Raw genomic sequence first — 13,046 nt, 5'->3', positions numbered from 1 at the left:
CTTCATGTTCAAGACTTCTTGCTGCCGGTGCGCTTGCTGCGGGACTGGCGGCTTGGCTGCTGCCTGACGATCTTAGGCTCCGGCGGGGGCGGAGGCGCCTGCTCTTCGGGCGTGGTCTTGCGAAGCTTGCCGAACAGGCCGGGCTTGGCCTCGATGGGGACCGCGTTGCCCTTGGCGTCGAACTGCGGCATCGGGTGCCGGCTGTAGAACCAGTGCTGCTGGCCCAGGGTCCAGAGGTTGGTGGTGACCCAGTAGAGGATCAGGCCCAGGGGGAAGTTCAGGCTGAAGAAGGCGAACAGCGGCGAGATGTACATCAGGATCTTCTGCTGCTGCGCCATGGGGTTGTCCGGCATCTGGGCCATCGAGCGGGTGACGCTCTGCCGGACGGTGAGGAAGGTGGTGAGCGAGCTGATCGCGACGAAGCAGCCGATGATGATCTTCTCGCTGACCTGGGCGGCCTCGAAGAACGTGGCAGGAAGCGGGGCGCCCAGGATGAGGGCATGCTTGGCGCTGTCGACCAGCTCCTGCGTCATCCCGAACTTCGGCTGGTCCGCCGCGATCGCCCGCAGCACGGTGAACATCGAGATGAAGATCGGGAATTGGGCCACGACAGGGAGACAGCCGCCGAGGGGGTTGGCGCCCGCACCCTGGTACAGCGCCATGACCTCCTGGTTCATGCGCTGCTTGTCGTTCTTGTAGCGCTTGCGGAGCTCCTGGACCTTCGGCGCCAGCTCCTGCATCTTTCGCGACGAGCGCATCTGCTTGAGGAACAGCGGGAAGATCAGGATCCGCATGCAGATGGTCAGCGTGATGATGGTGAGCGCCCAGGTCAAGCCGCTGTTCGGGTCGAGCACCGTGCTGTATGCCTGGTGGATCCAGGTAATGACTTGGGCGACGGCTGTGTACAGCCAGTTGAGCCAGGACAGCTCCACCGAGCTATCTCCCTTGCGTTTCGTGGGACCGGACCGGGCGTGGGGGCACCGGGTCTATACCTCCGGGATGGAATGGGTGGCACCGCCCGATGCGCCGGACAGTCAGCCAAATGCCGCGCAACGCTCCGTGCGTGGCGATCGCCTCGAGTCCATACGCACTGCAGGACGGGTAGAAACGGCAGCGTGGACCCAGCATCGGGCTGATGAACGCCCGGTAGAACCGGATCGGGATGATCAGCGCCCGAGCGGCGAGGCTCGGCGTCACCCCTTGCGGCTGCTCCGTCATTTTTGTCCACCCGTCGAGGACTCGCGCCGCCTGAGCAAACGTTCCAGTGCGGAGTCGAGCTCGGCGGCCAGAAGCTCGAATCGCGCGGACGCGGCCGGTGGATTGGCGCGTACCACCAGCAGGCTACCTCGCGGCAGCCGGTCGAGACGGTCCCGCATCAGGTGTCGGAGCCGTCGCTTGACCTTGTTCCGGGCCACGGCGCCGCCTACGGCCTTGCTCACCACGAAACCCACTCGAGGGGACTCTTCCCCCGAAGTGGCGAAATGCACCACCAGAGTCGGACGACCAGCGCGCTTCCCGCGCCTGACCGCCGCCTCGAACTCTTCCCCGCGCCGCATGCGGGAGTGACGGGACAGCACCGTATACGCCTAACGCCCGCCGGCATGACGCACCGACGGGCCATATACGCGCGGAACGATCAGGCCGACAGCTTCTCGCGGCCCTTGCGGCGGCGAGCAGCGAGGATGGCGCGACCGGCCCGGGTGCGCATCCGCAGCCGGAAGCCGTGGGTCTTCGCGCGGCGACGGTTGTTCGGCTGGAAAGTACGCTTGCTCACGGGTGGGCTCCAGGCTTGAAGGTGCGCCACAAGGACGCTGTACACACATGGATGGCCTGCCAGGGAAGCGAGGGCACGCGAAATAGCCGTCGCGTGACAAGCCGACCGTCGTACGTTACGGGGGAAGTGCCCCTCAGGTCAAACTGGACGGGTTATCCACCTTTCCACAGGCGACTTTTCCACCGCCGCCCCGGCGTCCACAGTATGTGCACCCAGGTGCCACTAGGCTGTGGACAATGCCTTGAACACAGCTGTGCACATAGATACTGTCGGCCCTTTCGAACCTGCTAAAGGGCTGTGCACAACCTGTGGATCTCCTGTGGAGGGCCTGGGCACGAAGCCCGGCCGCCACGTTGTGGACGAACGGGCCGCCGATCGCCGCGGGCGGCCGGGCATGTGGATAAACGATCGCGGGGGGCCGCGAGAGGAAGGAGGGGGAGCCGCACCATGAACGGTGTCGACCTCGGCACGGTATGGGCGAGGGCCCTGAGCAACTTCCTCAACGAGAACGTGCCGATCCAGCAGCGTACGTGGCTTGGGATGGTGCGCCCGATCGCGCTGGCGAACGACACGATCGTGCTCGGCGTCCCCAACGACTTCATCAAGGACCTCATCGAGGGCAACAAGCTGCGCCCGCTCGTGGCGCACGCGCTGTCACAGGAGCTCGGCCGGACCATGCGGGTGGCCGTGATGATCGACACCACGGCGCCGGAGCAGCTGTCGGTCGACCCTCATCAACAGCCTGTGACTCAGAGTTATCCCCAGAATGTGGAGAACCAGCCGCTCTACGCACAGCCCGCGCCATCGCAGCACCAGCAGGCTTCGGAGCCTCCGCAGTTCTATTCTCCACAGCCTGAGCCGCCCCAGATATCCACCGAATATCCACAGCCGGGCTTCTCTTTTGAACAGGCGCAGCCGTACACACCGCCTGTGGAAAAGGAGCCGGAGCCGGCTCCGAACCGGTGGGAAGCGAAGAGCAACAAGCCCAGCGAACCGGCCAGGCTCAATCAGAAGTACACATTCGAGACATTCGTCATCGGGGCCAGCAACCGGTTCGCCCACGCGGCGGCCGTGGCGGTCGCCGAATCCCCCGCGAAGGCGTACAACCCGCTCTTCATCTACGGAGACTCGGGGCTGGGGAAGACGCACCTGCTGCACGCGATCGGGCACTATGCACAGAGCCTGTACGACGGCGCGCGGGTCAGGTACGTGAGCTCCGAGGAGTTCACCAACGACTTCATCAACAGCATCCGCGACCACAAGGCCGACGGCTTCCGCGGCCGCTATCGCGCGATCGACATCCTGCTTGTGGACGACATCCAGTTCCTGGAGGGCAAGGAGCAGACCCAGGAGGAGTTCTTCCACACCTTCAACACCCTCCACAACGCCAACAAGCAGATCGTCATCTCCAGCGACCGCGCGCCGAAGCAGCTGACCACGCTGGAGGACCGGCTGCGCAACCGGTTCGAGTGGGGCCTGATCACGGACGTCCAGCCGCCCGAGCTGGAGACCCGGATCGCGATCCTCAGGAAGAAGGCCATCCAGGAGGGCCTGGCCGCGCCGCCCGAGGTGCTGGAGTACATCGCCAGCCGCATCTCCACCAACATCCGCGAGCTCGAGGGCGCCCTGATCAGGGTCACCGCGTTCGCCAGCCTCAACCGGCAGGGTGTGGATCTGCAGCTCGCCGAGGTGGTGCTCAAGGATCTGATCACCTCGGAGTCCGACACCGAGATCACCATCGCGGCGATCATGACCGAGACCGCCAACTACTTCGGCATCAGCATCGACGACCTGTGCGGCACCTCACGCAGCCGGGCGCTCGTCAACGCCCGGCAGATCGCCATGTATCTGGCCCGCGAGCTGACCGAGCTGTCGCTGCCCAAAATCGGCCAGCAGTTCGGCCGCGACCACACCACGGTCATGCACGCCGAGCGGAAGATCCGTTCGCTCATCGCCGAGCGCCGGTCGATGTACAACCAGGTCAACGAGCTGACTTTGCGTATCAAGCGGACATCCCGCGGAGCCTGAACTTCATGCACAGCCTGTGGAAAACACTGTGGATCTGCGGAAACGCCGAAACGCGCCGGCTCTTCGCCACACAATGCCCGAAAAAATCCCCCACAGGGCCTGGGGACAAGGTTGGGGACACCCTGGGGAGAACCTGGGGACTACTCGTGGATAACGTGTGGACGGCCTGTGAACAGGCGATCTGGGACTCCAGCCGCGTCCCTTTTACCCCGTGGACAACTTGTGGAAACCTCGTGGATAACCCGTGGATGAAGGCACCAAGATCTGGGGACAGCCTGTGTGCACAGACTCGTCATCCCCAGGCGCGCGAGTTCTCCCCAGGCGTCACCCACATCCCCAGTGGATGAAAACAGGGCTGCTGAGCAGCTAGAACGCCGGTTGTCCACAGTTTCCACAGCCCCTAGTGTGATGACCTCTTATCTCTCTAACAAAGAAACTCAAGACCCATAGAGGGGTTCTCCCGGAGCTCAGGTGCGGGAGAGTGAACACTTGAATCAACGACGAACCCAGGAGGCCGATCACCGTGATGTTCCGAATCGAGCGAGACGTTCTCGCTGAGGCGGTGGCATGGACGGCACGCAGCCTCCCGGCGCGCCCGTCGGTGCCCGTGCTCGCCGGCATGCGTCTGGAGGTCACCGAAGGGCAGCAGCTGAAGCTGTCCGGCTTCGACTACGAGGTCTCCGCCGAGGTGACGCTCGAACTCCAGACCGGTGAGGCCGGCGTCGTGCTGGTCTCGGGCAAGCTGCTCGCCGAGATCACCCGCGCACTTCCTGCACAGCCTGTGGACTTCGTGGTGGACGGCGCCAAGGCGGTCGTCACCTGCGGCAGCGCTCGATTCACACTGCTGACCATGCCTGTGGAGGACTACCCGTCCCTCCCGGCCATGCCGCCGGCCGCCGGCCGGGTGGGCAGCGACGTGTTCGCCTCCGCCGTCGGCCAGGTCGCCGTCGCCGCCGGCCGGGACGACACCCTGCCGATGCTCACCGGCGTGCGGATGGAGATCGAGGGCGACACCGTGACCCTCGCCGCGACCGACCGCTACCGGCTCGCCGTACGCGAGCTGAAGTGGCAGCCGGGCCAGCCCGACTTCGCCGCCATCGCCATGATCCCCGGCAAGACCCTCGCCGACACGGCCAAGGCGCTCGGCACGACCGGCGCGGAGGTGGAGATCGCGCTCAGCTCCGCCGGCGGCACCGGCGAAGGCATGATCGGCTTCTCCAGCGCCGGACGGCGGACCACCACGCGGCTGCTCGACCCCGAGTTCCCCAAGTACCGGTCGCTGCTGCCCACGGAGTTCTCCGCCCGCGCGGACTTGTCCACAGGGCCGTTCGTGGAGGCGGTCAAGCGCGTCGCCCTGGTCGCCGAGCGCAACACCCCGGTGCGGCTGGCGTTCAAGAGCGGCGAGGTCGTGCTCGAGGCGGGCAGCGGCGACGAGGCGCAGGCCGTCGAGGCCCTGCCTGTGGATTACGAGGGCGAGGAGATGAACATCGCCTTCAACCACCAGTTCCTGCTCGAAGGACTGGGGGCCATCGACTCGGATGTTGCGCGACTTCAGATGACCACGTCGACGAAGCCCGCTATCCTCACCGGTGGCAAGCCTGTGGATGACGGAGCCGCTACGGACTACCGTTACCTGATCATGCCCATCCGCCTGTCAGGCTGATCCTGTCATCGGGGATGATGGAAGTCTGACAAGGGGGTAGGACAACATGCAGATCGGCATGGTCGGACTGGGCAAAATGGGCGGCAACATGGCCGAACGCCTGCGTCGCGGAGGTCACGACGTCGTCGGCTACGACCGCGATCCCGCGATCAGCGACGTGGGCAGCCTTAAGGAGCTGGTCGAGCGCCTGCAGAAGCCGCGGGCGATCTGGGTCATGGTGCCCGCCGGCAAGCCCACCCAGGCGACGATCGACGATCTCGGCGAGCTGCTCGATCCCGGTGACATCGTCGTCGACGGCGGAAACTCCCACTATGTGGACGACCAGAAGCACGCCGCCGAGCTGGCCGAGAAGGGCATCGGCTTCGTCGACTGCGGCGTGAGCGGCGGCGTCTGGGGCCTCGAGAACGGCTACGCGCTCATGTGCGGCGGCGATCAGGCCAACGTCGACCGGCTCATGCCGATCTTCGAGACGCTCAAGCCCGAGGGCGAGGACGGCTTCGTGCACGCGGGCGAGGTCGGCGCCGGGCACTTCGCGAAGATGGTCCACAACGGCATCGAGTACGGCATGATGCAGGCGTTCGCGGAGGGCTGGGAGCTGCTCGAGGCCTCCGACGTCGTCAAGGACGTCAAGGGCTCGTTCAAGAGCTGGCGCACCGGCACCGTGATCCGCTCCTGGCTGCTCGACCTGATGGTCCGGGCGCTGGACGACGACGAGCACCTCGAGCAGCTCCGAGGTTACGCACAGGACTCCGGGGAGGGCCGGTGGACGGTGCAGGCGGCTGTGGACCACGCGGTTCCGCTGCCGGTCATCACCGCCTCGCTGTACGCCAGGTTCGCCTCTCGGCAGGACGATTCGCCGGCGATGAAGGTGGTCGCGGCGCTGCGCAACCAGTTCGGCGGCCACGCGACCACCTCCGCGGAGGGCAGCACCGAAAAGGGGGCCGACTCCCCCGGTGCCGACGTGATCCCGCCGCGCGAGACCGAGCGTCGGTGACCACAGGCATCCCCGAGGCGCACTAACCTCGTGGGGTGCATGTCGCCCACCTCTCGCTGACCGACTTCAGGTCGTACGCGTCCGTGGAGCTCGGCCTGGAGCCGGGCGTCACGGCGTTCGTGGGGCCCAACGGCCAGGGCAAGACCAACCTGGTCGAGGCCCTCGGCTACGTCGCGACGCACTCGAGTCACCGGGTGTCGAGCGACGCGCCGCTGGTGCGCAAGGGTGCCACGCGGGCGATCGTGCGCTGCGCCGTCCACAGGGATGACCGCCGGGCGCTGGTCGAGCTGGAGCTCAACCCGGGGCGGGCCAACCGCGCCAGGCTCAACCGCTCCCCCGTGTCCAGGGCCCGCGACGTCGTCGGCCTGCTGCGTACGGTGCTGTTCGCCCCCGAGGACCTGTCGCTGTCCAAGGGCGACCCGGCCGAGCGGCGCCGATTCCTCGACGACCTCCTGGTGGCCAGGACGCCCAGGTTCGCCGGCGTCCGGGCCGACTACGACCGGGTGCTCAAGCAGCGCGGCGCGCTCCTGCGTACGGCCGCGCAGGCCCGCAGGGGCAGCAGGAGCGCCAGACGGGCCGAGAGTGACAGCGGGTTCACCGCGGCCGGCGCGGGCGACGTGCTGAGCACCCTGGAGGTGTGGGACGCCCACCTCGCCAGGCACGGCGCGGAGCTCCTTCGGGCCCGGCTGGAGCTCGTCGAGGCGCTGCGCCCGCTGGTGGCCGGCGCCTACTCCGCGCTCGCTCCCGGGAGCGACCCCGCGACGCTGGCCTACCGCAGCACGTTGTCCACAGGTGGGGATACGGATGAGGGTGTCTCGGAGGACGAAGCCGCCGGTGAGCGGGGATCTTTCGATACACAGACGTTATCCACAGACTTGGGGAAAACCCTTGAAGAACGGCTGCGGGAGCGGCTATTGGAGGTCCGCTCAGCGGAGCTCGAGCGCGGCGTCACGCTCGTCGGCCCCCACCGCGACGACCTGATCCTCGGCCTGGGCGACCTGCCCGCCCGGGGCTACGCCAGTCATGGCGAGTCCTGGTCGTTCGCGCTGGCGCTGCGGCTGGCGGCGTACGACCTGCTGCGGGCCGACGGCGGCGATCCCGTGCTGATCCTCGACGACGTGTTCGCCGAGCTCGACAGCCAGCGCAGGCGGCGGCTGGCCGAGATCGTCGCACCGGCCGAGCAGGTGCTCATCACCGCCGCCGTGCCGGACGACGTGCCCGCGGAGCTGGTGGGAGGCCGGTTCGACGTCGCAGAAGGGAGCGTGACCCGTGTCCGCTGACGACAACCCCGCGGCCAGGGGAGCCGCGATGGCCAGGGAGAAGCTGGCCCAGGCCAAGGCCGACGCGGCCAAGCGCGGCCAGCTCCCCCGGCGCGAACCCAGGCGCAAGGCGGCGGGGCCGCGCAGGGAGGGCGGCGATCCACAGCTTTTCGGACGTGCCATTGCCGACCTCCTGGCCGACCGCGGCTGGGAGCGCTCGGCGGCGGTCGGCGGGGTGTTCGGGCGCTGGATCGACATCGTGGGTCCTGACCTGGCCGCCCACACCAAGCCCGAGTCGTTCGAGGACGGCGAGGTGCTGATCGCGGCCGACTCCACGGCTTGGGCGACGCAGGTGAGGCTGCTCGCGCGCACCCTCGTCCGCAGGCTCAACGAGGAGCTCGGCGACGGCACCGTCACAAAGGTCAAGGTCAGAGGCCCGCAGAACGGTCCCCGGCCGTCCGGAGGGTTGCGGGTCACCGGAAGCCGGGGCCCGGGCGACACCTACGGATAGCCTCGATCAGCGGTTTTCCGCAGCAGGCACTTTTGCTGCTCCGGTTGGGCCCCAGGGGCGATCAGAAAGCCACAGACGCGATAAGCCCCCTTTCCGAAGGGGGGATGCTTACCAGGGGGCAAAACGAGCTAGGAGCCATCACAGGCGCGTTCCTTGCCACCTTCGGCCGCCGGACCCGGTAGACTGAAGACGGATTCCGGACACGTCCGCTTGCGTGTCACCCCGGCGGTAAGCCGACTTCCCTTGGGTGACCGCGCATCGGGGCACTCACGACGGTGACGGGCACGGTAGGGGCAGCTTTCGCAGGTCGATGGCCTCCCCTGCCGCGTGTCCGCGGCAGGAGGATTTCGCAGTTGTCCTACGACGCTAGCTCTATCACCGTACTCGAGGGGCTTGAGGCGGTTCGCAAGCGCCCGGGTATGTATATCGGCTCCACCGGGGAGCGCGGCCTGCACCACCTCGTCTACGAGATTGTGGACAACTCGGTGGACGAGGCCCTCGCCGGTTACTGCTCCCGGATCGACGTCACGCTCTTGGCCGACAACGGCGTACGCGTGGTCGACAACGGCCGTGGCATCCCCACAGGCTTCATGGAGAAGGAGAACCGCTCGGCGGTCGAGGTCGTGCTGACCACGCTCCACGCGGGCGGCAAGTTCGACAGCCAGTCCTACGCGGTCTCCGGCGGCCTCCACGGCGTCGGCTCGGCCGTCGTCAACGCGCTGTCGACCGCCATGGACGTCGAGGTCAAGCAGAACGGCCACTACTGGCGCCAGCGCTACGAGATGTCCAAGCCCCTCGCGCCGCTGGCCAAGGGCGAGGGCACCGACGAGACCGGCACCACGATCACGTTCTGGCCCGACCCCGACATCTTCGAGACCACCGCCTGGAACTACGAGACGTTCTCGCGCCGGTTCCAGGAGACGGCCTTCCTCAACAAGGGCCTGACGATCACGCTCACCGACGAGCGCCCCGACCACATCAACGGCGAAGTGCACACCGTCACCTACTGCTACGAGGGCGGTCTGACCGACTTCGTCCAGCACCTCAACGCCAAGAAGGAGGCGGCGCACGCGTCGATCATCTCCTTCGAGGAGGAGGGCGACGGCATCGCGGTCGAGATCGCCATGCAGTGGAACAACTCCTACTCCGAGTCGGTCTACACCTTCGCCAACATGATCAACACCGCGGAGGGCGGCACCCACGAGGAGGGCTTCCGCGCGGCGCTGACGACGATCGTCAACCGCTACGCGCGCGAGCAGAAGTTCCTCAAGGAGGGCAAGGACGACAACCTCTCCGGCGAGGACGTCCGCGAGGGCCTGACCGCGATCATCTCGGTCAAGCTGGCCGAGCCGCAGTTCGAGGGCCAGACCAAGGCCAAGCTGGGCAACACCGAGGCCAAGTCGTTCGTGCAGAAGGCCTGCAACGACCACCTGCGCGACTGGTTCGAGCGCAACCCCGGCGAGGCCAAGGACATCATCAACAAGTCGCTGCAGGCCTCGCGCGCCCGCATGGCCGCCCGCCAGGCCCGCGACCTGACCAGGCGCAAGTCGCTGCTCGAGTCGGGCAGCGGCCTGCCGGGCAAGCTGGCCGACTGCCAGTGGAACGACCCGGAGAAGTGCGAGCTGTTCATCGTCGAGGGCGACTCGGCCGGCGGCTCGGCCAAGGGTGGCCGCGACTCGCGCTTCCAGGCGATCCTGCCCATCCGCGGCAAGATCCTCAACGTCGAGAAGGCGCGGATCGACAAGGTCCTGAAGAACAACGAGGTCCAGGCGCTGATCACCGCCCTGGGCACCGGTGTGCACGACGAGTTCGACATCGCCAAGCTGCGCTACCACAAGGTCATCCTCATGGCCGACGCCGACGTCGACGGCCAGCACATCAACACGCTGCTGCTGACGCTGCTGTTCCGGTTCATGAGGCCGCTGATCGAGGCCGGTCACGTCTACCTGTCGTGCCCGCCGCTCTACAAGATCAAGTGGGACCGCAAGGGTGAGGACGCCTCCTACGCGTACTCCGACGCCGAGCGCGACGCGGTCATCGCCGAAGGGATCGCCAACGGCAAGGCCGACCCGCGGCCGCGGGACAACGTACAGCGCTTCAAGGGTCTCGGCGAGATGAACGCGGGCCAGCTCTGGGAGACCACGATGAACCCGGAGACCCGGCTGCTGCGCCTGGTCACGCTCGACGACGCGGCGCAGGCCGACGACCTGTTCAGCGTGCTCATGGGCGAGGACGTGGAAGCCCGGCGCGACTTCATCATCCGTAACGCGCGCGACGTCCGCTTCCTCGACGTTTAGTTAGAAAAGGGATCATCACCTGTGACGGACGTGAACACTACTCCCCCGGCTGAGCGCATCGAGCCTGTGGACATCCAGTCCGAGATGCAGCGCAGTTACATGGACTACGCGATGTCGGTCATCGTGTCCAGGGCGCTGCCGGACGTCCGCGACGGTCTCAAGCCGGTGCACCGGCGAGTGCTCTACGCGATGTACGACGGTGGCTACCGTCCCGACCGCGGCTACTTCAAGTGCGCCCGCGTCGTCGGTGACGTGATGGGCACCTACCATCCCCACGGCGACACCTCGATCTACGACGCGCTGGTACGACTGGCGCAGCCGTGGTCGCTGCGCTATCCGCTGGTCGACGGGCAGGGCAACTTCGGCTCGCCGGGCAACGACCCGGCGGCGGCGATGCGCTACACCGAGTGCAAGCTCGCGCCCGTCGCCATGGAGATGCTGCGCGACATCGACAAGGACACCGTCGACTTCCGCCCCAACTACGACGGCAAGTCGCAGGAGCCCGACGTCCTGCCGGCGCGCTTCCCGCAGCTGCTGGTCAACGGCTCGGGCGGCATCGCCGTCGGCATGGCCACCAACATCCCGCCGCACAACCTGCGCGAGGTCGCCTCGGCGGTCAAGTGGGCCCTGGAGAACCCCGAGGCCGGCGACGAGGAGCTGCTCGAAGCGTCGATCAGGCTGGTCAAGGGGCCCGACTTCCCCACCAAGGCGCTGATCGTCGGGCGGCGGGGCATCGAGGACGCCTACCGCACCGGGCGCGGCTCGATCACCATGCGGGCCGTGGTCGAGGTCGAGGAGGACAAGGGGCGGCAGGCGCTCGTCGTCACGGAGCTGCCGTACCAGGTCAACCCCGACAACCTCGCCCTCAAGATCGCCGAGCTGGTGCGCGAGGGCAAGCTGACCGGCATCGCCGACGTACGCGACGAGAGCTCCTCGCGGGTCGGGCAGCGCCTGGTGATCGTGCTCAAGCGCGACGCGGTCGCCAAGGTCGTGCTCAACAACCTGTACAAGCACACCCAGCTCCAGGACACCTTCGGCGCCAACATGCTGGCCCTGGTCGACGGCGTGCCGCGCACGCTGCGGCTCGACCAGTTCATCCGGCACTACGTCGCGCACCAGATCGAGGTCATCGTCCGCCGGACGCGCTACCTCCTGCGCAAGGCCGAGGAGCGCGCCCACATCCTGCGCGGCCTCCTGAAGGCCCTTGAGCGGCTCGACGACGTCATCGCCCTCATCCGGGCCTCGGAGTCCGCCTCGCACGCCCAGCAGGGCCTCATGGCGCTGCTGGAGATCGACGAGGTGCAGGCTCAGGCCATCCTCGACATGCAGCTGCGCAAGCTGGCCGCCCTGGAGCGGCAGGCCATCCAGGACGAGTACGACTCCCTGATGACGCAGATCGCCGAGTACAACGCGATCCTGGCCAGCGAGGCCCGCCAGCGGGAGATCGTCAACGAGGAGCTCGCCGAGATCGTCGGCCGCTACGGCGACGAGCGGCAGACCGAGATCATCGCCTACGACGGCGACATGTCGATCGAGGACCTCATCGCCGAGGACGAGATCGTCGTCACGATCACCCGGGGCGGCTACGCCAAGCGCACGCGTACCGACCTCTACCGGGCGCAGAAGCGCGGCGGCAAGGGCGTGCGCGGCGCCCAGCTGCGCCAGGACGACATCGTCGACCACTTCTTCGTCACCACGACGCATCACTGGCTGCTGTTCTTCACGAACAAGGGCCGGGTGTACCGGGTCAAGGCGTACGAGCTGCCCGACGCCGGACGTGACGCGCGTGGCATGCATCTCGCGAACCTTTTGGCGATGCAGCCCGACGAAACAGTTATGGAGGTTCTCGACCTACGCGACTACGACGTCGCCCCCTACCTCGTGCTCGCCACCCGCAGCGGGCTGGTCAAGAAGACCCGCCTGTCCGAGTACGACTCCCCCAGGTCCGGTGGCCTCATCGCGATCAACCTACGGGATGACGACGAGGTCATCGGAGCCCGCCTGGTCTCCGAGCAGGACGACCTGCTGCTGGTCTCCAAGGGAGCCCAGTCGATCAGGTTCACCGCTTCCGACGAGGCGCTGCGGCCCATGGGCCGCGCGACCAGCGGTGTGATCGGCATGAGGTTCCTCGACGGTGACGAACTTCTCGCCATGAATCGACTCGCCGACGGTCAAGATGTGCTTATCGCCACGGAGGGTGGGTACGCAAAACGGACGCCAGTGGAGCAGTATCCAGTTCAAGGACGTGGCGGTAGGGGCGTGCTTACTGCGAAAATCGTGTCTTCCCGTGGCAAGCTGGTCGGTGCCGTCATGGTCAACCCAGAGGACGAGGTCTTCGCGATCACGTTCGCCGGCGGGGTGATCCGGACGAGTGCCGGTGAGATCAAGCAGTCCGGCCGCCAGACCATGGGAGTGCGATTGATGAATCTCGCCGAAGGAGACAGCGTGGTGGCCCTCGCCCGGAACGCGGAGTCGATGGAGACTTCGGTGGAAACTGAGGAAGACGGGGGAGGAGAGTAG

General features: G+C 67.0%; 11 protein-coding genes. 7 read left to right on the top strand and 4 right to left on the bottom strand.

Annotated elements, in window-relative coordinates:
• Nucleotides 1–8: 8 nt before the first annotated feature.
• The 4 genes from yidC to rpmH form a co-directional block, all read right to left on the bottom strand.
• On the bottom strand, nt 9–932 hold the full coding sequence (gene yidC / locus ACWDX9_RS01750; protein ID WP_449947803.1) for a membrane protein insertase YidC: 924 nt from the start codon (nt 930–932) through the stop codon (nt 9–11).
• A 4-nt stretch (nt 933–936) separates the two neighbouring features.
• Nucleotides 937–1,218, bottom strand: a complete 282-nt coding sequence (gene yidD, locus ACWDX9_RS01745; RefSeq protein WP_319718238.1) for a membrane protein insertion efficiency factor YidD — start codon at nt 1,216–1,218, stop codon at nt 937–939.
• Nucleotides 1,215–1,556 (bottom strand): ribonuclease P protein component, encoded by a 342-nt coding sequence (gene rnpA / locus ACWDX9_RS01740; protein WP_449947801.1) that lies wholly within the window; start codon nt 1,554–1,556, stop codon nt 1,215–1,217. The genes yidD and rnpA overlap by 4 nt, the downstream gene beginning before the upstream one ends.
• An 80-nt stretch (nt 1,557–1,636) precedes the next feature.
• Complete coding sequence (gene rpmH / locus ACWDX9_RS01735) at nt 1,637–1,774, bottom strand: 50S ribosomal protein L34 (protein WP_043614899.1); 138 nt, start codon at nt 1,772–1,774, stop codon at nt 1,637–1,639.
• A 447-nt stretch (nt 1,775–2,221) separates the two neighbouring features.
• Between rpmH and dnaA the strand changes: the two genes are divergently transcribed.
• The 7 genes from dnaA (at nt 2,222) to gyrA (ending at nt 13,046) form a co-directional block, all read left to right on the top strand.
• Nucleotides 2,222–3,802: a chromosomal replication initiator protein DnaA gene (dnaA, locus tag ACWDX9_RS01730; protein ID WP_449947798.1), complete on the top strand. Its 1,581-nt coding sequence runs from the start codon at nt 2,222–2,224 to the stop codon at nt 3,800–3,802.
• Between the two features lie 523 nt (nt 3,803–4,325).
• On the top strand, nt 4,326–5,465 hold the full coding sequence (gene dnaN / locus ACWDX9_RS01725; protein ID WP_355192871.1) for a DNA polymerase III subunit beta: 1,140 nt from the start codon (nt 4,326–4,328) through the stop codon (nt 5,463–5,465).
• Nucleotides 5,466–5,511: 46 nt separating this feature from the next.
• Nucleotides 5,512–6,459, top strand: a complete 948-nt coding sequence (gene gnd / locus ACWDX9_RS01720) for a phosphogluconate dehydrogenase (NAD(+)-dependent, decarboxylating) (RefSeq protein WP_449947796.1) — start codon at nt 5,512–5,514, stop codon at nt 6,457–6,459.
• A gap of 35 nt (nt 6,460–6,494) precedes the next feature.
• Complete coding sequence (gene recF, locus ACWDX9_RS01715; protein ID WP_364252007.1) at nt 6,495–7,739, top strand: DNA replication/repair protein RecF; 1,245 nt, start codon at nt 6,495–6,497, stop codon at nt 7,737–7,739.
• The gene (locus tag ACWDX9_RS01710; protein ID WP_350724236.1) at nt 7,729–8,229 is read left to right on the top strand and encodes a DUF721 domain-containing protein; all 501 of its coding nucleotides are present in this window, start codon (nt 7,729–7,731) and stop codon (nt 8,227–8,229) included. The genes recF and ACWDX9_RS01710 overlap by 11 nt, the downstream gene beginning before the upstream one ends.
• Before the next feature lie 353 nt (nt 8,230–8,582).
• Nucleotides 8,583–10,526, top strand: a complete 1,944-nt coding sequence (gene gyrB, locus ACWDX9_RS01705) for a DNA topoisomerase (ATP-hydrolyzing) subunit B (protein ID WP_449947792.1) — start codon at nt 8,583–8,585, stop codon at nt 10,524–10,526.
• A 21-nt stretch (nt 10,527–10,547) separates the two neighbouring features.
• Entirely contained in the window at nt 10,548–13,046 is a 2,499-nt protein-coding gene (gyrA, locus tag ACWDX9_RS01700) for a DNA gyrase subunit A (RefSeq protein WP_449947791.1), read from the top strand.

The organism is Nonomuraea sp. NPDC003201 (assembly GCF_053590415.1).
This window is presented reverse-complemented; position numbering and strand designations above follow the sequence as displayed.

Excerpts from the sequence above, each read along its gene's own strand:
- yidD (WP_319718238.1), bottom strand. The coding sequence starts at position 1,218 with ATGACGGAGCAGCCGCAAGGGGTGACGCCGAGCCTCGCCGCTCGGGCG.
- rnpA (WP_449947801.1), bottom strand. The coding sequence starts at position 1,556 with ATGCGGCGCGGGGAAGAGTTCGAGGCGGCGGTCAGGCGCGGGAAGCGC.
- dnaA (WP_449947798.1), top strand. The coding sequence starts at position 2,222 with ATGAACGGTGTCGACCTCGGCACGGTATGGGCGAGGGCCCTGAGCAAC.
- gnd (WP_449947796.1), top strand. The coding sequence starts at position 5,512 with ATGCAGATCGGCATGGTCGGACTGGGCAAAATGGGCGGCAACATGGCC.